18 protein-coding genes are annotated in these 19,241 nt (G+C 42.0%); 11 read left to right on the top strand and 7 right to left on the bottom strand.

The genetic code is table 11. From position 1 onward, the window contains the following. Positions 1-90: 90 nt before the first annotated feature. The 5 genes from TV75_RS07020 to TV75_RS06995 all read left to right on the top strand — a co-directional run bounded on the left by TV75_RS07020 (position 91) and on the right by TV75_RS06995 (position 3,683). Positions 91-411: a YciI family protein gene (locus TV75_RS07020; protein WP_044338059.1), complete on the top strand. Its 321-nt coding sequence runs from the start codon at positions 91-93 to the stop codon at positions 409-411. 11 nt (positions 412-422) lie between these two features. After that, positions 423-1,445 (top strand): phosphotransferase enzyme family protein, encoded by a 1,023-nt coding sequence (locus TV75_RS07015; protein ID WP_044337896.1) that lies wholly within the window; start codon positions 423-425, stop codon positions 1,443-1,445. A gap of 318 nt (positions 1,446-1,763) precedes the next feature. Then, on the top strand, positions 1,764-2,570 hold the full coding sequence (gene proC / locus TV75_RS07005) for a pyrroline-5-carboxylate reductase (RefSeq protein ID WP_044337894.1): 807 nt from the start codon (positions 1,764-1,766) through the stop codon (positions 2,568-2,570). Between the two features lie 72 nt (positions 2,571-2,642). Beyond that, complete coding sequence (locus TV75_RS07000) at positions 2,643-3,068, top strand: MarR family winged helix-turn-helix transcriptional regulator (protein WP_253275475.1); 426 nt, start codon at positions 2,643-2,645, stop codon at positions 3,066-3,068. A gap of 75 nt (positions 3,069-3,143) precedes the next feature. Next, the gene (locus TV75_RS06995) at positions 3,144-3,683 is read left to right on the top strand and encodes an NAD(P)H-dependent oxidoreductase (protein ID WP_044337893.1); all 540 of its coding nucleotides are present in this window, start codon (positions 3,144-3,146) and stop codon (positions 3,681-3,683) included. Between the two features lie 172 nt (positions 3,684-3,855). On the opposite strand, the gene TV75_RS06990 is transcribed toward TV75_RS06995, so the two are convergent. The 3 genes from TV75_RS06990 to TV75_RS06980 form a co-directional block, all read right to left on the bottom strand. Further along, positions 3,856-4,509 carry an SIMPL domain-containing protein gene (locus TV75_RS06990; RefSeq protein ID WP_052504441.1) on the bottom strand — a complete coding sequence of 218 codons (654 nt, stop codon included), beginning with the start codon at positions 4,507-4,509 and terminating at the stop codon, positions 3,856-3,858. A gap of 8 nt (positions 4,510-4,517) precedes the next feature. Next, entirely contained in the window at positions 4,518-4,949 is a 432-nt protein-coding gene (locus TV75_RS06985) for a hypothetical protein (protein WP_044337892.1), read from the bottom strand. A gap of 87 nt (positions 4,950-5,036) precedes the next feature. Continuing rightward, complete coding sequence (locus TV75_RS06980) at positions 5,037-5,987, bottom strand: L-lactate dehydrogenase (RefSeq protein WP_044337891.1); 951 nt, start codon at positions 5,985-5,987, stop codon at positions 5,037-5,039. A 307-nt stretch (positions 5,988-6,294) separates the two neighbouring features. Here TV75_RS06980 and TV75_RS06975 point away from each other — a divergent pair, with 307 nt between their 5' ends. The 3 genes from TV75_RS06975 to TV75_RS06965 are packed head-to-tail and all read left to right on the top strand — an operon-like array spanning position 6,295 to position 7,935. Further along, a complete protein-coding gene (locus TV75_RS06975; RefSeq protein WP_044337890.1) occupies positions 6,295-6,831 on the top strand; it encodes a GNAT family N-acetyltransferase in 537 nt (178 codons plus the stop codon). A gap of 15 nt (positions 6,832-6,846) precedes the next feature. Then, positions 6,847-7,332 carry a tetratricopeptide repeat protein gene (locus TV75_RS06970; RefSeq protein ID WP_044337889.1) on the top strand — a complete coding sequence of 162 codons (486 nt, stop codon included), beginning with the start codon at positions 6,847-6,849 and terminating at the stop codon, positions 7,330-7,332. A gap of 48 nt (positions 7,333-7,380) precedes the next feature. Then, positions 7,381-7,935 (top strand): histidine phosphatase family protein, encoded by a 555-nt coding sequence (locus TV75_RS06965; RefSeq protein WP_044337888.1) that lies wholly within the window; start codon positions 7,381-7,383, stop codon positions 7,933-7,935. A gap of 204 nt (positions 7,936-8,139) precedes the next feature. Here the strand turns inward: TV75_RS06965 and TV75_RS06960 are convergent, their stop codons facing one another. The 4 genes from TV75_RS06960 to TV75_RS06945 all read right to left on the bottom strand — a co-directional run bounded on the left by TV75_RS06960 (position 8,140) and on the right by TV75_RS06945 (position 13,382). Next, entirely contained in the window at positions 8,140-9,369 is a 1,230-nt protein-coding gene (locus TV75_RS06960; protein WP_044337887.1) for a Ger(x)C family spore germination protein, read from the bottom strand. Further along, a complete protein-coding gene (locus TV75_RS06955; RefSeq protein WP_044337886.1) occupies positions 9,356-10,462 on the bottom strand; it encodes a GerAB/ArcD/ProY family transporter in 1,107 nt (368 codons plus the stop codon). The genes TV75_RS06960 and TV75_RS06955 overlap by 14 nt, the downstream gene beginning before the upstream one ends. Before the next feature lie 4 nt (positions 10,463-10,466). Next, positions 10,467-11,966, bottom strand: a complete 1,500-nt coding sequence (locus TV75_RS06950; RefSeq protein WP_044337885.1) for a spore germination protein — start codon at positions 11,964-11,966, stop codon at positions 10,467-10,469. Positions 11,967-12,080: 114 nt separating this feature from the next. Continuing rightward, the gene (locus tag TV75_RS06945) at positions 12,081-13,382 is read right to left on the bottom strand and encodes an NCS2 family permease (protein ID WP_044337884.1); all 1,302 of its coding nucleotides are present in this window, start codon (positions 13,380-13,382) and stop codon (positions 12,081-12,083) included. 243 nt (positions 13,383-13,625) lie between these two features. On the opposite strand from TV75_RS06945, the gene TV75_RS06940 reads away from it, so the two are divergent. The 3 genes from TV75_RS06940 (at position 13,626) to cydC (ending at position 19,196) form a co-directional block, all read left to right on the top strand. Continuing rightward, a complete protein-coding gene (locus tag TV75_RS06940) occupies positions 13,626-15,269 on the top strand; it encodes a M20/M25/M40 family metallo-hydrolase (RefSeq protein WP_044337883.1) in 1,644 nt (547 codons plus the stop codon). Between the two features lie 477 nt (positions 15,270-15,746). Next, positions 15,747-17,477, top strand: a complete 1,731-nt coding sequence (gene cydD, locus TV75_RS06935) for a thiol reductant ABC exporter subunit CydD (RefSeq protein WP_044337882.1) — start codon at positions 15,747-15,749, stop codon at positions 17,475-17,477. After that, positions 17,478-19,196, top strand: a complete 1,719-nt coding sequence (gene cydC / locus TV75_RS06930; protein WP_044337881.1) for a thiol reductant ABC exporter subunit CydC — start codon at positions 17,478-17,480, stop codon at positions 19,194-19,196. Positions 19,197-19,241 lie beyond the last annotated feature (45 nt).

The raw sequence follows: 19,241 nt of genomic DNA, 5'->3' as shown, positions 1-19,241 counted from the left end.
GAGCACGCTCAACAGCTTTTTTACATGTCAAGATGGAGGAATCCTGTTAAGGGAGGTAGTATATATAGAGAAGAAGGAGGTTCGATACAGATGGAATTTATCTATGTTTTAAAGCTCATCCCGCGCTTACATAAAGAAGAAAATTGGACAACCGTGGATGAGGGGATTGTACAACGTCATTTTGAGAGGCTGAAGGAGCTTACGGGCTCCGGAGAGGTGATCCTTGCCGGCAGAACTTTAAATGAAGAAGAAAATGCTTTTGGAATCGTTATTTTTGAAGTGGAAGATGGGGAAAAAGCCAGGGCTTTCATGCAGGAAGATCCCGCCGTGAAAGAGGGGATCATGACAGCAGAACTGTATCCGTATCGAGTGGCTCTCCTGAGAAAAGAATCCAATACTTTAGTAGAGTAGGAGAAGGTTCGATGGAAAAATGGATTGAAGAACTTTTTACAGAAGGGGTATTGGCGGAAGCAGCCTCACGATATGGCTGTAACACTGCCAAAGCGAAGAAACTCGGAGACTTTGAAAATTATGTGTATGAGGTGCATAAGGGAGACACCCCTTATATCCTCCGCCTCACCCACTGCTCTCATCGATCAGAAAGAGAAGTGACAGCAGAACTGAAGTGGATTAACTACCTACATAAACACGGAGTGAATGTATCATTAGTCAATCAATCTGATAAAGGAAAGCTCGTAGAAGTGATCAAAGCAGAAGACACGTATTTCTATGTGTGTTTGTTTCATAAAGCCCCAGGCAGTCCGGTTAAAATAATTGATCCATTGTTCGATGAGGAACTTTTCTACAAATGGGGGAAAGTCACCGGACATATGCATCGGGTGACAAAAGAATATGTCCAGGGTGAAGATCGTCGTGACCGCTGGGAAGAGGATGATGTGTTGAATTATGAGAAGTATTTATCTCCTGTGAAAGATGAGTACATCATTGAAAAAGGTGAGATAAATAAAAAAACGATCAAAAGCTATGAGGAAACGAAAGATACCTTTGGACTGATTCACTCAGACATCCATCCAGGGAACTTTTTTTATGATGAGGGTACTATTCATGTGTTTGACTTTGATGATAGTACACAGTTCTTTTTTATAAGTGACGTCGCCATTCCACTTTACTACTCCGTATGGTGGAAGTTTCGTAATGAGAACTTAGATATCCGCAGTGAATTTGGCAGAAAGTTTCTCGTTTCATTTTTAAAAGGATATCTGACAGAGTGTGATTTAGAAGAAGAGTGGGTGGGCCGAATCCCTCATTTCCTGCTGCTCAGGGATTTAACACTGTATTCTGTTTTTCATAAAAAGTGGGATCTTGAGAATTTATCGGAGGTCGAAGAGTCGCTTCTTTCTCAGGTCAGGGACAGATTGCTCAAAGATGAGCCAATCGTTGATCTGGACTACGGTGAAATTCTTGAAAAAGCGAGAGCGGAATGATTTGGGCACTCCTTATGACAGGTGTGATCATCGGATTATTAGTCCGGCTTATGAGGACGACCTATAAGAGTGGGTATGGTATGTCTGAGGATTTATTTGATCAGCCTGTGTATGTGAAGACATGCAATCATTGTCACAGGAAGATTCCAAAGGATTATCAAAAATCTCTTTGTCCCCATTGCGGGAAGCTGGTGGAATGATGGAAAGGTTTGAAGGATTTCTCCTTTGAACCTTTTTAAATGCCGTTCATTTTATATTTGGAGATAAATTTGATATGATGCTAAAGACTATTTACATACAAACTGAAGAGGTGGAAAAATGGATAAAACCATTGGATTTATAGGGTGTGGAAATATGGCACAAGCGATCATGGGTGGAATATTGCAGTCCGGTTTAGTTGATAAACGTTCGGTTAAAGCAAGTGCCAGAACCGAAGAGACGCTGGAAAAAGTAGCAGGTGAATTTGGAGTAGGTGTTACGAGAGATAATAAAAGCGTAGCAGCCTTTTCAGACATTGTGTTTTTATCAGTGAAACCTGACCAATATCAAAGCATTATCGAATCGATAAAGGATTCTTTGAAAGAGGATGCCATCATCATTACCATTGCAGCGGGAATCACGATTGAATGGATGGAGAATCAGCTTTCTAAATCGATGAAAATCGTCCGGACCATGCCTAATACACCGTCTCTTGTCGGGGAAGGCATGACAGCCTATTGTGTGAATGAGGAAGTAAAAGAAGTGGATCTCGAAGCTGTGCGAGCTATTTTAGAAAGCTTCGGAAAGGCTGAGAAAGTGGAAGAAGGCTTGATGAATGCCATTCCTGCTGTTAGCGGATCATCTCCTGCATATGTATTTATGTTCATAGAAGCACTCGCTGATGGAGCCGTTCTCGAGGGCATCCCGAGAAATCTAGCCTACCAGCTGGCATCACAGGCTGTACTTGGAGCGGCGAAAATGGTCCTTGAAACGGGCACTCATCCAGGGGAACTGAAGGATGCCGTTTGTTCACCGGGCGGAGCAACGATAGAAGCAGTGTCAGCTCTGGAGAAAAATAATTTTAAAGGAGCCATTTTAACGGCAATGGAAGCATGCAGCCGTAAATCGAATTCCCTGGGTGAGTAGAGTGGAAACCATTGACAAATACTCATGACTGATGTAGTTTGTACATACAAACATAAACGGAGGTCGAGGATAGTGGAAGATCAATTCTGTAACTGTCTCTATTTCTCTGCCAATCACTTGGCAAGAATGATGAACAAGATGGCGGAGGAAGAGTTTGCCCCAATCGGTTTGTCTCCCACTTATGCATTTTTGTTGATGACCTTAAAGGATAAAGACGGTCTAACACAAAAAGAGCTTAGTGGAGCTTTAAATATCGCTCCTTCAACAAGTACCCGATTTGTAGATAAATTAGAAATGAAGGGACTTGTTACACGAAAGAACAAAGGAAAGCTAGCAATCATTGCCCTGACGGACAAAGGCTATAGCATGCAGGATGACATTTCTCAGTGCTGGAAGAACCTGTTTAAACGCTATGCTGAAATCATGGGTGAGGAACAGGCCCGGAAGCTGACGCGTGATGTGAACGAAGCAAATTCGATATTGGAAAATAAAAAATAAAATTTTTTAATGTTATATTTGTATGTACAAACAAATGATGATATTATTTGTACATACAAATAAGGAGTGATTGAATTGAAAACACTAGTTTTAGTAGGACATCCAGATTTACAAGAATCAACAATGAACAAAGCCTGGTCAGAACGTTTGGAAAAGGAAGAGAACGTTACTGTGCATGACTTATATAAAGAGTATCCGAACATGAACATTGATGTTAAGAGAGAACAAAATCTTTTATTGGAACATGACCGAATCGTCTTCCAATTTCCATTCTTCTGGTACAGCACACCGGCGATGTTGAAAGAATGGCAGGATAAGGTGTTAGAATATGGATGGGCTTATGGGGCAGAGGGGACGAAGCTTCACGGAAAAGAATTCTTAGTCGTGACTTCAACCGGTGGTCCGGGCGGAGCTTACCGATCAGGAGGCTTTAATCACTACTCAATGAGTGAACTGCTGAAACCACTGCAGGCTACTGCCAACTTAACGGGAATGACTTTCTTGCCTGCTTATGTAGAGCATGGGGTTCGAATGATGAGTGACGATGAAGTGGTTGCGTCTGCTGAAAAAGTGGCAGCACATGTGGTGAATCCTGAGTTGAAGTTTGGTCGATAGGATAGGAAGAGCTCATTCGTTCTGGGGAGGGGCTCTTTACTATTTTCATGGGGGAAGAGGGTTTTGATACATAAAAGAAGAACCCTTCTTATAAAACACAAAGCCTGAAGGTCCGTCCACCTTCACTTTATTCAAACTGCCAAAGTAGTGATCTGCTTTGGCAGTTTATTGTTTAGCTGCTATGAAATTCTACTGTCAGGATGGCTGTGACGGCAATTTGTCCTGGCTGGACGGCTGTACTTTCTTCAGCGGCTTTCACAAATCCGGTAGTCATAAAGGGGGTGACGATTGGGCTTGATTGCTCTGTGATGGACTTTGGCTGGGGATTGAGCTGCTGCCCCGATTGGCTGGATAATGTGAGTGCTTTTTGATAGGCCTTTTGATATGCGATAGCAAGGGCCTGCTGATAAGATTCGATGGGATTTGAATTGACAAATGAAATGTTTTCTACACGATTCGCACCGCTCTTTATAGCATCATCAATAATCATCCCGACTTTTTCAATGTCCTGAATGGTAACCCTGAATACTTGGCGAACCTCATATCCTGTGAAAATCTGCTTCCCGTCCTCATAGTTGTATTGTGGGAACACTTGATAGGTGGTGGTTTGGATATCCTTTTGTGACACTCCATTGTTTAACAGGGATTGAATGACTTTACTCGATTGTTGCTGGTTCTGGCTTTGGGCCGCTTCAAGCTCTTCATCTTTAGTGACGACGCCGATAGAGACAATGGCTTGATCAGGATCTACATAAAGTGTATGCTCACCTGTTACAGTAATCGTCCCATTGGTGTTGCCGGTCCTATAGTATGGATATGAATACATGAGCAGTCCTACACGCACGTAAAGGATTCAATTTTATCCAAGTCGATACCGAAGTAAACCCATGTGAATCCGATCCATCTCCATCCGGCAATGGAACGGCGTCCGACAAAGACAGGATAGAACCAGAAAGCATCTCTTCTTAACCAAATATAAGTGTACCTGAATAAACATCTCCTGATGGCACCTGGATCTACTGCAAAGACACTAGGTCCACCTTGGGTTCCTTGCATCACCGTTTTTTGCGGTTGGAAGTTCGGTGGTGGTCCGGGTGGTGGTTGATTTTGTCCGCCTGCAGGTGGTGGAGAGCTCGGGGCGCCTTGTCCTCCACCAGGAAAACCGGGAAAGCCGCCACCTGAACCTTGGCCACCTCCAGGGAATCCAGGAAAGCCGCCGCCTCCTCCGCCTGGAAAACCAGGGAATAATTGTCTGTGATCGTACATAGAAGAACCTCCTCATAAAGAATTCTCTTTATCTTATGAGGAGGTTGGGTGGGCGTGCGTGTCTATTAAGTTAGCTAAGGGAATGAATCAAGTCTCCATCGCTTTTTTCATCACATGTTTGAGTGTTTCGGCTGAGTGAGCGAATTGAGCTTTTTCTTTATCATTTAATGGAAGCTCGACGACTTTCCTGATGCCCTCACGATTAATAATCGCAGGAACACCGATGTAGATATCGTCTTGTTGATACTCTCCTTCAAGGAGGGCGGAAACGGTTAATATACTATTTTCATTGTTAAAGACCGCTTTGGTAATCCTGGCAAGGCCCATGGCAATGCCATAATAGGTTGCGCCTTTCCGTTCAATGATGTGATAGGCTGCGTCCCTTACATTGATGAATATGTCATCGAGCTGTTTCTGCACGTCATCCCTGTGGAGGTCAATTAACTCACTTAGATGACTTGCTCCTACAGTTGTGTGGCTCCAAACGGGAAATTCCGTGTCGCCGTGCTCTCCCATAATATAGGCGTGAATATTCCGTGTATCAATATCAAAGTGCTCTCCTACTAAGTAACGAAGTCTGGCTGTGTCGAGAATCGTTCCTGATCCTATGACTCTTTCTTTCGGCAGGCCGGAAAATTTCCACGTTGCATACGTTAAGATGTCGACTGGATTCGTCGCCACAAGGAAAATGCCGTTGAACCCACTATCCATAACAGAGTCTACAATATTTTTGAAGATTTTCACGTTCTTTTCCACCAGGTCCAGACGGGTTTCGCCAGGCTGCTGATTCGCTCCTGCAGTAATCACGACCAGGTCAGCATCCTTACAATCACTGTAATCTCCTGCAGATATTTTCATAGGGGAAGCGAAAGCAAGACCATGGTTTAAATCACGTGCGTCTCCGTCAGCTTTCTCCTTATTCAAATCAATCATTACAAGTTCATGTGCGATTCCTTGATTTAGAAGAGCAAAGGCATAACTTGAACCCACAAATCCTGTACCGATTAAAGCTACTTTGTTTGTGCATTTGGTTGTCATACGTCATCACCTATTCATAAGTTTTTTGGTAGTATGATTCATAGCAATGTTAAGTTTTTAAAGAATGAAATGAGAGTTGAAAGATATTTGGTCAGTACATTGTGAAGTAATTCACAACCAAATGATAACATGAAACACATTGATATTCTACTCTGAAATATAGCATAACATACTTGATTGTGAATTAATTCACAATATTGACATATACAAAGACTTGTCCAGGTGACTTGTCCCTCAAAGAAAAAAGGGTTTTTTCTGATGTGTGATGAATGTATAGAGGAAGATGAGAGTTATGGGAGGTGTGTGTATGAATGTCAGGAGTGGGGACTTATTTATCCGCCCTTTAGTGGAGGGGGATAAATACACGTTGGCAAGGTGGTTGCAGGATCCCGAAGTACTGGAGTTTTATGAAGGGAGGGACCGCCCCTTCACCCTTCAGCTGGTGGAGGAGAAATTCCTTGCGGAAAGGGACGTCTCAGGTTGTCTGGTTGAGTATAAGGGGGATGAAATCGGTTATCTCCAGTATTACCAGCTCGATGAAGAAACAATGATCCGGTATGGTTACTCGAATTTAGATGAAGTGATCTACGGTACGGATCAATTCATCGGAGAAGCGACATATTGGAACCGGGGAATAGGGACGCAACTCATTCGAACTGTAGTAGAGTACTTGCTTAAGAAAGAGGGGGTCCACCGCCTTGTGGTGGATCCCATGACCTGGAACACCAGGGCGATCCGATGCTATGAGAAATGTGGATACTGTAAAGCGAGAATACTGCGGGAGCATGAGCTTCATGAAGGGGAACATCATGATTCCTGGCTGATGGAGTTCATTCCCGAATAAATGGGAGACTTTAAGATGAATAAAAAAATAGAAGAAGCCATTGAATTGAGAGAGTCGGGAGAATGCCAAGCTTCCATTGAAAGGTGGAAGCGATTGATTCAGGGAGACCCAGATAATGGTTTTCTGCATTACCAATGTGCATGGACCCATGACAAAATGGGACTCGAAAGCGAAGCCGTTCCTTATTACGAGAATTCGATTCAATTGGGACTGGATGATAAAGATTTACAAGGCGCCTACCTTGGATTGGGTAGTACATATCGGACATTGGGTGAGTATGAAAAAAGTAAATCCGTGTTCGAGGAAGGAATCCGACGATTCCCTGAAAATAAAGCGATGTCGGTCTTTTATGCCATGACCCTCTACAATTTGAACAAACACAGTCAAGCGATGGAGCTGCTATTGATAAGTATTTGTAATACATCTTGTGACGCTGACATACAAGCTTATCATAAGGCGATTTTATACTATTCCAATCAATTGGATAAGGTGTGGAAATAGTAAGCGATACATTTATCGAAACATATTTAAGACGTGAAGGGACACAATATGAAAACATTTTTATATTTTATCAGGCACGCACATTCTGTATATACTCCGGATGAATTAAACAGACCGTTATCGGAACGAGGAAAGCGTGATGCAGAAAGAATCACCGATAAGTTAAAAAAAGAAAAAATAGAAGTCGTCTGTTCAAGTCCTTATAGAAGAGCCATACAAACAGTAGAAGGACTGGTGGTCGATAAGGATAAAGAAATAATCCTTCTAGATGGCCTTAAAGAGCGATTGTTGTCGACAAAACCGGTGGAGGACTTCGATTCAGCTATTTGTAAAGTTTGGAAGTGTCCTTCTTTTGCGTTTCAAGGAGGAGAATCAAATCTCCTTGCCCAGAAAAGAGGTGTGAGTGCTACTTTTTCGTTGTTGAATACATATCGGGGGAAAAGAGTGGCCGTAGGTACACATGGAAATCTTATGGTCCTTGTTTTGAATCACTTCGATAAACGATTTGACTATGATTTTTGGAAGAATCTTGAGATGCCGGATGTCTATAGGCTTACATTTGATCATGAAAGGCTGGTCGACGTGGAAAAACCTGTGTATTAGTTATGCACAGGTCATTTTTATTAGCGATTATTAAAAATAAATCGATTGACTAAAGGTAGGATTAAAAGCAACACTGCAAGGGTAGCTACAAAAACCGCTCCCGACTTATTCCCATCCTTCCAAACGAACTTTGTAAATCTGAAAGTGTAGAGGGAAATCAAGACGATAAAAAAATACAAAAATGTGTCCATGCCCATCCCTCCATCAATCTCTAATTTTTTCAAGATTCCTCGGTCGTAAATGTTTTCCGAATTGATCAAGCCTGATGTGGAAGTTCACATCCACATCTGCATCGGGATAGGATTTCATCCAGTCGTATTTTTGATAATCATCCAATGTTAAAAATTGTTTCCTACCTTCTAAATACCATCTAAAGGGCTCTGCGCCTAATTCTTGAGTTTTTATGATGAACCTGTTACTGATTTCTTTATACCGTTCTTGTAGATGCTCATCAAGTAGCTCTTGCTTACGGATGTCTTCAACGTAATTGACGGCACTTGGAATAGAAAGAATCGTCACGGACATCCACACATCGACTTGGATGGATGGGGACGGCTTTGAAACATCGACATGAACCTTCGTACTAATATTTCTTGAATTCCCTATCACTCTAAATTCCTCATTTAAGGGATCGGGAAAGGAAAAGCGCATTTGTTGAGGTTTTTTTCCAGTGGTCAATACGGAAATCAGCCTGACTTCTTCCCCGGTAAAAGTATCGATCATCTTCCCTTCTTTAAAAACCGCTGCTCCAATCATTTGTGTGGGTGTCCCCCCTTTTTTATCAAGCTGTCCAGAAAGAATATCATCTTCATTCAATGTGTTTTTTGCTTCTTTTTTAATCCCGGTAGAATAAATACTGAGTGAAAGACCTGCATCTGCTTCTGTCTGAGTTAAAAATTGGTGATAAGTTGAGGGTGGGACCATGGAGCTGATATCCCACCTACGCGACATGAAATCGTAATATTTGTGTGGACTTGTTTCAAATGCGGGCTTGTTGTTTCTGAGATAATCTTCAGCCCTTTCTTTCGACACAATCATAAACATATCCCTTCTGACTTGTGGATCCCTGGCTAGTGTACTGATTAAAGGGAGGAACTCCTTTGATCTGGCGAATTCTTCACCTACTACCATGGCTTTAGTATGGAAAAAGTTAATCTTCCTCGTTTCAGATACGTTTAATAAGTATTTAGCCGTAATGAGGTCTGGAGCCTGGAGGGTGATTGTTTTTTCCTCTTGTTGACCTGCAGGCTGACTTCCAGGACTTCCCGACAACGGGTCTGCCAGTTGAAATGTAATGACGATTCCCTTTCCGTCAACAGGTTTGTCCAAGCCGATGACCAGTACAAAACCAGCTTCCTCTATTTCAATTTTATTGGCACATCCACTTAAAAACACGAAGACTATAAAAATGGACAGCACCTTAGCCCTTTTCATTCTTTAAAACCTCTTTTCCTTTAGAAACAAGGTAAATCAATATAGGAATCAAGAAAAGCAGCAGGGAACCGAATGTTAAAATGAAATCTCCCCTAAAGTAAAGCATGTTTTTGATATTGTTCTCAGGTAATATGCCAATGACCACAGTCAGGGCTGCCAAAGGGAGCAATAAAGGTTCAAATTCTTTTATTTTAAGCGTAGCAGAGAATACATAAGCAGAGATATACAGATAAAATGAAAAGCGAATAATGCTCGCTACACACCAAAAAGCAAAGAAAAGAGATTCAACATGAGAAACAAACCTTCCCAACCTAATCATGCGTAATAGTTCATGAAAAGGATAAGCGATAAATTCGAATGTAGGGTAATCGAAGAATGCGATGAATACGGCAAGAAATAAAGACAATTCCATTACAACGATTCCATAGCCGATAAGAATTCCCTTTTTAAAGGAGTTGAAACCTTTAACGAATGGAAAAATCATGGCCATATACAATATATCTCCTGATATGGATGAGTATTTTGCGCTTTCCATCAGCAATGGCTTGAGCCCGGGACCCAGTATAGGAAAAAGATGACTGAAATAGAGTTTATTCCACATTAGAATGATGACCAATAATAACGAGATTTTTACATATGGAATACAAATCCAAGCTGTACGCCCAATAGCCAATAATCCACGATTTGCTAAATAATAGGAAGCTCCTACGAGTAGAATATAGTAGGTTAGGTTTGTAGATTCCTGGAAGTACATTGACGTGATAATATCAACATAACCTCTTGTGTTTACGATAGTTGAAGAATAAGCAATCAGAAATAATATCATCCCTATGAAGAACCCTATATACTTGCCGGTTACCTGGTTGGCAATTTCAATAATGTTTAAATCTTTGTACTGCTTCACTAAGGAAAGAATAGTCACAAGTGGAATGATGATAATGACCGCTGATATAAACGGAATCATCCAGGTTGCAGTAGTCGTCTCTTTAAAAAGGATGGTAGCGGTCATATCAGTGAACTTTATCCCAAGAATCAGCATGATAATCGCAACAAATTCCCTTGTTCTTACCTTCTGATCCTCCTTGATTCTCATAAACTTATTCTCTCCTTTCTGGTTTTCTCATACGCTGAGTATCCGTTTGCCATAGGTTTTTGGGACGCATCCATTCTCTCCAAGCTACTCTCCTGAATACCATGTCACTAGAGGATGCATAATGGGGAGCCATGGGTGATAAGAAAGGGACATCGAAAGAAGTGATGGAGGTCAAGTATCCGATACTGACGGTCAAACAGACCGCAATTCCAAAAAAGCCCCATAAGCCCGCGAATAGTAGAAAAATATAAGTGGACATACGAACCATATAATTAAGGGAGAGGTTAGGAATCGCAAATGAAGCTAAACCAGTAATGGCAATGACTATCACAAGGATGGGACTGATAATACTTGCTTCAACTGCAGCCTGACCCAATATCAATGCCCCTACAATCCCAATTGTCGGTCCAATTGGAGTTGGTACCCGAATTCCCCCCTCCCGGATCAATTCAAATGAACCAAGAAGGAGTAAAACTTCCAAAATGGCCGGAAAGGGGACTTCTTCTCGTGTGGAGGAGATGGCTAATGCCAGATCGGTCGGTAGCATTTCAACATGATAATTCGTTGCTGCAATATAGATGGCAGGTGTCAGGGCAGTAATGAAGATTGCGATGATCCTTAATAGACGTGAAAAGTTTCCATATATCCATCTGGAATAGTGTTCTTCAGGGGTATGGAAGAAAGACCAGAAAGTTACGGGAAGAACCAGGCAACTCGGTGAACTATCCATTAATAAAATGACATGACCTTCACTTAGGAATGAAACTGCCCGATCGGGTCTTTCTGTATATAATATAGTAGGCACAATTGAATAAGGACGCTCTTCCAAGTGTTGTTCCAAAATGCCCAAGTTTAGTATTTCATCGGTTGTGATCTGCTCCAGGCGCTTTTTTACTTTTTCCAATAATGCAGGATTTACGATTTCATTCATGTACAGTAACCCTATATTACTGATACCCCTTTCACCCACTTGGATATATTCCGTCAATAAATTACTTGAACGAAGTTGTTTGCGAATGAGTGAAATGTTAGTACTGATCGACTCCACAAATGCTTCTTTCGGGCCTTTCAGGACATTTTCGTCCTGAGGCTTGTCTACATTCCTTTTTTCAAAAGAAGTCGTACCGATCACGAATGCGACATACACTTCTTCAATCAGAAGAATGGTATTACCCATAAGAATCCCATTCACCAATTTTGGCAGGTTCACTTCAGAATCAATGGAAGACGAAGGTATGTTGTTTTTTAGGAGAATTAGAAGAGAATCCGAAACGTTTTCCTTGTTATCTATATTTTCAAAAGAAGGAATCAGTGTTTTTTCAAGGAAGTCATTGTTATACATCCCATTTAAAAAATACAGAACAGCTTTTTTATTTATGGTTGGTATATTTAATTCTCTTTTGTTCAAATCTTGGTTAACAGGGTAAGTGAACATTTTTTCAATGTAACGGATATTTTCTTCCATATCATAGTTAACTAATAAGGTTTCCTTATATTCAGACACTGTATCACCTCCATATAATCATAGAGTGGTGTATTAAGGGCTAAAATATGTATAGAAAGAGAAGATGAAAAAAGACCGTTCATGGTGAACGGTCTTTCGAGTATCGATATAAAATCAATGAGGCAGGAATGCCAGCTGATAGAAGAACAGGACGGCAAAGATATACACGAGTGGGTGTACCTGCTTCCATTGTCCTTTTACTACTTTTAATAAGGGATAAGAAATGAATCCCAGTGCAATTCCAGTTGCGATGCTTGATGTTAATGGCATGCTCAGGATGATTAAAAACGCAGGGAAGGCTTCATCTAATTGATCCCACTTAATTTGGGAGATACTTCCCATCATAAGGCTTCCGACGATGATAAGTGCGGGAGCAGTAATGGCTGAAATTCCTGATACGGCACTGACAAGAGGTCCGAAGAATGCAGCGGCGATGAACAACACAGAAACGGTTAATGTTGTTAATCCTGTTCTTCCTCCAGCGGAAACACCGGCTGAAGATTCAATGTAAGCGGACGTAGGACTTGTTCCAAACATCGCTCCAACAGTCGTTGCAATGGAATCCGCGAGAAGTGCTTCACGTGCTCTTGGCATTGTGTTGCCTTTCATAAGACCTGCTTGTTGAGCCACTCCAATCATTGTTCCTGTTGTGTCAAAGATGGTCACAAGCAAGAAAGAGAAGACAACCGCATATAATCCATACTGGAAGACATCAGCAAAAGCAGTTACCGGATTTGCTACGATCAATCCTTCTGGAAGATGTGGGAGAGCGACAAACCCCTCCTTAAATGACAATTCTCCCGTGAAAAATGCAACGAGTCCAGTGACAATCATTCCGATAAATAAAGCTCCATGGACACGTAACACCATGAGGATGAGTGTTACAGCCAACCCGATCAACGCTAAGATCGCCGAGGATGAATGCAGATCCCCAAGCTGTACCAGATTGGTAGGGTGAGCCTGGATAAGGCCAGTCAATCGTAATCCAATAAAAGCAATAAATAAACCGATTCCTGCTGTTATACCGTGCTTTAGATTTTGAGGAATGGCTTCGATTAATTTTTTTCTGAACGGTGTTAAAGAGAGAATGATAAAGATGATCCCTGCTACAAAAACGGCAGAAAACGCAACGATATAAGAAATATCATCATTCGCCCCGACTACTGAGTACGTAAAGTAAGCATTCAATCCCATCCCTGGTGCGATGGCGATCGGGTAGTTTGCGAACAAGGCCATCCATAACGTTCCGGCTACGGCTGAAATAATGGTTGCTAAGAAGACTTGGTCAAATGGGACACCTGCATCAGCCAAAATAATGGGATTCACAACGACGATGTAAACCATCGTTAAAAATGTTGTAATACCTGCCAGTATTTCAGTTTTAGGATCAGTGCCGTGTTCCTTCAATTTAAACATGGTAATACCTCCAATAAAAACGAACATTAAAAACACGCAACTTCTATAATATTCGGTAATAGGTTGGATTTCAATAGGAAAAACCGAAATTTTTTTAAGAAAATATATTGAAACCCCTTCCAAACCCCTTTCGTTTTCGATAAGATGTTATCAATTATAGAAGAATCAGTCTCTATAATGCCCAGGCAATAAACGATTTACCAAGAAAAAGTGACATCTCTTACGGAAAGGAGCGGTACTAACGTGTATACAAAATTGAAAAACAAATCAATCTCTGAGCAGATTGAACTGATCACACGATCCTTAGTCGCTCTGAAAAGCTATAACGGAACAACAGGCGAACGTGAAAAAGCCCAGTATATATATGAAATGATTTCCTCATTTCCTTATTTTCAGGAGCATCCTGACCGAGTCTGGCTTCAAGAAGTCCCGAACGATCCGACAGGGAGGAAAAACGTGTTTGCCCTTGTGGAAGGAACGTCCTCGAAAACTGTATTATTCCATGCCCACTATGATACGGTGGGGACGGATGATTATGGGGCACTTCAAGATATGGCTCATGATCCCGACTTTCTTCAGAAATTCTTTATGGATTATGAAGGAGAGGAAAAGGTAAGGGATGATGCACTATCTGGAAACTGGCTATTTGGAAGAGGGGCTTTGGATATGCAGAGCGGGATCGCCGTCCACATTGCCAACCTTTTACACCATACGGAGCAAGCAACCCCAGATGGGAATTTACTCTTCCTATTTAATGGTGACGAAGAAAGTGAACATGCCGGAATGATTACTGCTTTAAGTGATCTCTATCGTTTAAAGAAAGAGGGCTTTGATTATTTGGCAGCGATCAATACGGATTTCATCTCTCCGATCTATGACGGGGACTGTAAACGATATATTTACACGGGTGCTGCAGGAAAGCTTCTGCCAAGCTTCTATATATATGGAAGAGAGGCGCATGTAGGGGATGTGCTGACATCCATCGATCCAACTGTGATCGCTTCCAAAATCAATCTCGAAATCAATCAGAACTTAGATTATCTGGAGGATATACCAGGTGAATTCACGCTTCCGCCATCTTGCTTGTATTTCAAGGATGATAAGCATACGTATAATGTCCAAACCCCTCTTAGCGCCTCTCTATACTTCAACTATTTTGTATACGAGAGAACCGCACGGGAAGTACTCTACGATATGAAGAAGGCAGCATTAAAGGCAGTAAATGAACTGGAAGAACGGAGTAAAAAACAGTTTGAAGAGTATCGGAGCTATCATGGCTTCCCTGAAAGGGAGTTTTCTTGGGGAGTAGAAGTGCTGACGTTACGGGAGTATATCTTCTGGCTGAAGGAAAGAGGCATCGATCCGGATCCTGTCATGAAAAAGATCTTTCATGATATGGAGGGGGAGGATAGAAGAACGATTGCATATACCATGGTGGAAGCATTGCAGCATCTGGATCCCGATCGAACACCCAGGGTGATCATCTTTTTCGCACCTCCATTTTTGCCTCACAACTTTGTGAATGAAGAAAATGAGTATGGCAAAAAGGTACGGGAAGTATTGGGGGCATGTTTAAACGATATAGCAAATGAAACCGGTGAAGAATTCATCATTAAACGGTTTTTCCCTTATCTCGCAGATGGCAGTTTTCTCTCTCTTCATGAAGAAGACGAGGATATCGAGGTCTTTAAAAAGAACCTGCCACTGATCGATCATTTGTATCCTGTCCCTATCGAAATGATCCGCAAGCTGAACATCCCTTCTATTAATATAGGAGTATATGGAAAGGATGGGCATCAGTGGACAGAGAGAGTGTATAAGCCTTACACATTCTCGGTACTGCCGGAGATCATCCAGCGGGTGACGAAGGATTTATTGAAGATATGAAGTGCGGGAATAACAAAACAAAAAGAGAGGCCGTTCGCTTAGCAAACGGCCTCTCTTTTTTAATTGGCTATTTTACAATTTTTGTAGATTGGCTGGATTAATTAAGAAAACGGCTGGATTTTCGTTAGAATCGGCTGGATTATTGATGATTTCCGCCGGATTATCCAGAAAACCGGCCGGATTTTTGATGATTTCGGCTGGATTCGATAGGACATCAATGAAGTACCGGACCTTGATATCGCCACAAATCCATTGAAAAAGTTGATTTCAAATGAAGTATCCATATTTCCTATGAATTGATGAGACATTTAATTGTAAATTATCCCCTCACACCGCATTCAAATCTGCCTGTATTCTTAAATTGTCATAAAAAGGTCAATCCTAAAAGATGCAAGAAGGGAACAAGTTTACTATAATAGAGATATTGATTTGTGAAATGTTTCACTAACTTTTTATCTTTTGGAGTTGAGATAAGTTATGAAAGAGCTTAATCAAATGGCTAAACAGCAGAAATCATCCATGATGACCCTTTACGGAACGTCCCTTATGATGGGAGGAGTCGTGATTGGACAAGCTTATTTGCTGGTCAGCATTGTAGATAAAATGTTTATAGAGGGAGCTCTGTTTCAAGACATCCTCCCAATGCTTGGTGCTTTGCTCCTTATTCTAGTGGGAAGGGCAGCACTTTCTTATGTGAACGGACGAACAGGAATCAGGATGGCTTCGAAGGTAAAGAGTGATTTGAGAAAACGGCTATTAATTAAGTGGGCAAAAAATCCACTTCAAGCATCCATTCAAGGTCAGTCGGGACAAAAGGTCAGTACGATGATGGATGCAGTCGATGGTTTGGACGGGTATTACAGTCAGTATGTACCTCAAAGAATTCAAACGACGATTGTCCCGTTGATCCTTTTAATGACTATTTTTACTGAGCATGTGTATACGGGTCTGATCATGGTGATTACAGCTCCGTTCATTCCTTTGTTTATGGCGATTATCGGAGTCATGACAAAGAATAAATCCGAGAAGCAAATGGATAGGCTGACGGCTTTTTCGGGACGATTTCTCGATACCCTGCAAGGGTTGACTACCTTGAAGCTACTTGGGAGAGGGGAGCAACAAAAAGAGGGGATACGTTCTGCCAGCCTTGACTTTCGTGAAGCCACGATGGAAGTGTTAAAGACTGCCTTCTTATCTTCCTTGATGCTAGAGTTCATCTCAATGTTAAGCATTGGATTGATTGCCCTGGAAGTGGGGCTTCGATTAGTCGTCTTTGAAAGTATTTCATTTTTCACAGCATTCTTTGTTCTCGTTCTTGCACCAGAGTTCTATCTTTCATTAAAAGAGCTGGGGCATGCCTTTCATACCGGGCGCGGGAGCATGGGAGCCGGTAAGAAGGTCTTTGAAGAGCTTGAAGAGAAGGATCAACCAGCAAAATGGGGAGAGAAGAAGTTTGAAAAGAGTGGGACTCCTCCTACAATTACCCTATGTAATGCAGGGTTTTCCTACGGGGATAAGGGATTTAATCTTCGAGGAATTACGGCTGCTTTTCCTTCCTGCAGCCAAGTGGCGATCGTCGGACAAAGTGGAGCAGGAAAAACTACGCTCCTTCACCTTTTATCAGGTCTTCTGAACCCCTCTGAGGGAGACATTTTAGTGGATGGACTTTCGAGAAGTGATTATGGGGAGAGAGACTGGTTTGATCAACTAAGTTATATCTCACAGAATCCTTACTTATTCTCGGGCACGATTGCCGAGAATATTGCCGTTGGCGGACGAGAGGGTGTCACCCTGGAAGAGATTGAATACGCTGCTGAAAAAGCAGGAATCTCACAAATGATTGCAGGTCTCGATAAAGGATATGAGACCCCGATTGGTGAAGCAGGGAGAGGGCTTTCTGGTGGAGAAAAACAGCGAATGGCCTTAGCCAGGGCTTTTCTCAAAAAGCCGGCTCTTATTCTCTTCGACGAACCGACAACGGGATTGGATCTTCAAACGGAGAGGATACTGCAATCATCCATACAGGAATTATCAAAGAATTCAACAGTGATTACAGTAGCTCACCGTCTTCATACAATTCGTGAAGCGGATCAAATTTTGTTTTTGGAAAATGGGAGATTAGCGGGCATAGGAAATCATGAGGAATTAATGAAGTCTACTTCTCACTATCGTGATATGGTGACTGTACAGCAAGGAGTGAAACGTTAGATGAAAGAGTTAGGGTTTGTCGTAAGGCTGATGATGAAGGAAAAGAAGGATATGGTGTATTCTATTCTTTTTGGCTTTTTGGCCGGGTTAACCTCGGTCGGACTATTTGCCTCCAGTGGCTATTTAATTTCTAAAGCGGCCTTGGAGGTACCTCTTTATGCTCTGACGGTAATGATTGCTCTCTTGAAGCTGTTCGGTTTCACGAAGGCATTAAGCCGGTATGCGGAACGTTATTTCTCCCATCGGGCTACGTTCACGATTCTTTCGAACTTGCGGGTTTCCATCTATGAAAAAATCGAGCCGCTGGCGCCGGGGATTTTCGGGCGATATCGAAGTGGAGATCTTCTTTCAAGAATCGTAGGAGATGTAGAGAGTTTACAGAATTTCTTTCTTCGTGTCTTCTATCCACCGATTATCCTGGTGATGGTGTTCTTAAGTACGATCTTGTTTACGATGTTTTATTCTGTTTCTGTTGCATTGATCCTTATTGGGGGGCTTCTGTTGACGGGATTTATGGTCCCGGCTTATTTTGCTTTTAAACAGAGAAAAATAGAAACGACCTTACGGGAAAGACGAGGGGATTTATCCACAGAGGTAACTGAATTTCTTTATGGATTCAGAGATCTGAAAATATATCAAAGATTGGAGGACAAAGAGAAAAGTCTTGTTCAAGCAGCAGCAGGATATGTGAGCGAGCAAAAACGGGAGAGCATCTATTCTCTCTATAGTCATTCAACGAACATCCTGGTTTCCCAGCTCATTTCATGGATCGTTTTGGCTTTAGGAGCTTATTCAGTCGGGGCAGGTCAAATGGATGGAATATATCTTGCGATGCTTGTCATGATCTCTTTAACCGTATTCGAAAATGCCACACCAATGGCGATTCTGCCTATACACTATGAAGATTCACGAAGAGCGGCAGCCAGACTCTCTTCTGTTTTTCCCGAAGAACGCATCGAGAGGGACGGACCTTCATTATGCGGGACTCTTGATGGGGATGCTCCATCATTCAGCATGAAGGATGTCAGCTTTTCCTTCGACGGAGAGGAAAGAAAGGCATTGGAAGAGGTGAGTCTTGAGCTGCCTGCAGGCTCGAAAACGGCGATCGTGGGACCTTCGGGATCAGGGAAGTCCACATTGCTTCAATTGTTATTAAACTTTTACTCAGCGGATCAGGGATCGATTTTCGTGAATGATGCTTCAATGAAAGATATCGATAAAGAGTCGTTATGGGAGCATGCCAATGTGGTTCTTCAAGAAAATCATTTCTTCTACGGCACAATGAAGGAAAATCTTATGCTGGTGCGTGATGATCTGACAGACGGGGAAATGGAATCGGCACTTGGAATAGTGAAGTTGGATCACTTTTCTTTAGAGGACACCGTATTAGAAAAAGGCGAGAATCTTTCTGGTGGAGAAAAGCAGCGATTAGCGATTGCCAGGGCCCTATTGAAAGGATCAACCTTATGGATGCTCGATGAACCGACATCTTCTGTAGATGCTTTGATGGAAAGAGAGATTTTTAATCATCTTTATACAGAAGCGGATGGTGATACACTGATCCTGATCAGTCACCGCTTGACAGGACTTGAGGAAATGGATCAAATCATCGTCATGGATCAAGGAAAGGTTGTGGAGGCAGGAGGGTTTGAAGAGCTAATGAAGGCAAAAGGATACTTCTATGAAATGAAGCAGATTGAAAAGAGCGTGCTCTTTTAAGGGATTGAAAAAGCCGCATCCCCTCGGATGCGGCTTTTTCATAAG

It is taken from the genome of Rossellomorea aquimaris, from assembly GCF_000935355.1.
Lineage (GTDB): Bacteria > Bacillota > Bacilli > Bacillales > Bacillaceae_B > Rossellomorea > Rossellomorea aquimaris_B.
Note: the sequence above shows the minus strand (reverse complement) of the source record. Positions and strands in the feature narration are given on the sequence as shown.

What these genes read in the sequence shown, in the direction of transcription:
- cydD (WP_044337882.1), top strand. Translation starts at nt 15,747, where the DNA reads ATGAAAGAGCTTAATCAAATGGCTAAACAGCAGAAATCATCCATGATG.
- proC (WP_044337894.1), top strand. Translation starts at nt 1,764, where the DNA reads ATGGATAAAACCATTGGATTTATAGGGTGTGGAAATATGGCACAAGCG.
- TV75_RS06970 (WP_044337889.1), top strand. Translation starts at nt 6,847, where the DNA reads ATGAATAAAAAAATAGAAGAAGCCATTGAATTGAGAGAGTCGGGAGAA.
- TV75_RS06980 (WP_044337891.1), bottom strand. Translation starts at nt 5,987, where the DNA reads ATGACAACCAAATGCACAAACAAAGTAGCTTTAATCGGTACAGGATTT.
- TV75_RS06975 (WP_044337890.1), top strand. Translation starts at nt 6,295, where the DNA reads ATGAATGTCAGGAGTGGGGACTTATTTATCCGCCCTTTAGTGGAGGGG.
- TV75_RS07020 (WP_044338059.1), top strand. Translation starts at nt 91, where the DNA reads ATGGAATTTATCTATGTTTTAAAGCTCATCCCGCGCTTACATAAAGAA.
- TV75_RS06955 (WP_044337886.1), bottom strand. Translation starts at nt 10,462, where the DNA reads ATGAGAATCAAGGAGGATCAGAAGGTAAGAACAAGGGAATTTGTTGCG.
- cydC (WP_044337881.1), top strand. Translation starts at nt 17,478, where the DNA reads ATGAAAGAGTTAGGGTTTGTCGTAAGGCTGATGATGAAGGAAAAGAAG.
- TV75_RS06945 (WP_044337884.1), bottom strand. Translation starts at nt 13,382, where the DNA reads ATGTTTAAATTGAAGGAACACGGCACTGATCCTAAAACTGAAATACTG.
- TV75_RS07015 (WP_044337896.1), top strand. Translation starts at nt 423, where the DNA reads ATGGAAAAATGGATTGAAGAACTTTTTACAGAAGGGGTATTGGCGGAA.
- TV75_RS06990 (WP_052504441.1), bottom strand. Translation starts at nt 4,509, where the DNA reads ATGTATTCATATCCATACTATAGGACCGGCAACACCAATGGGACGATT.
- TV75_RS06960 (WP_044337887.1), bottom strand. Translation starts at nt 9,369, where the DNA reads ATGAAAAGGGCTAAGGTGCTGTCCATTTTTATAGTCTTCGTGTTTTTA.
- TV75_RS06985 (WP_044337892.1), bottom strand. Translation starts at nt 4,949, where the DNA reads ATGTACGATCACAGACAATTATTCCCTGGTTTTCCAGGCGGAGGAGGC.
- TV75_RS06965 (WP_044337888.1), top strand. Translation starts at nt 7,381, where the DNA reads ATGAAAACATTTTTATATTTTATCAGGCACGCACATTCTGTATATACT.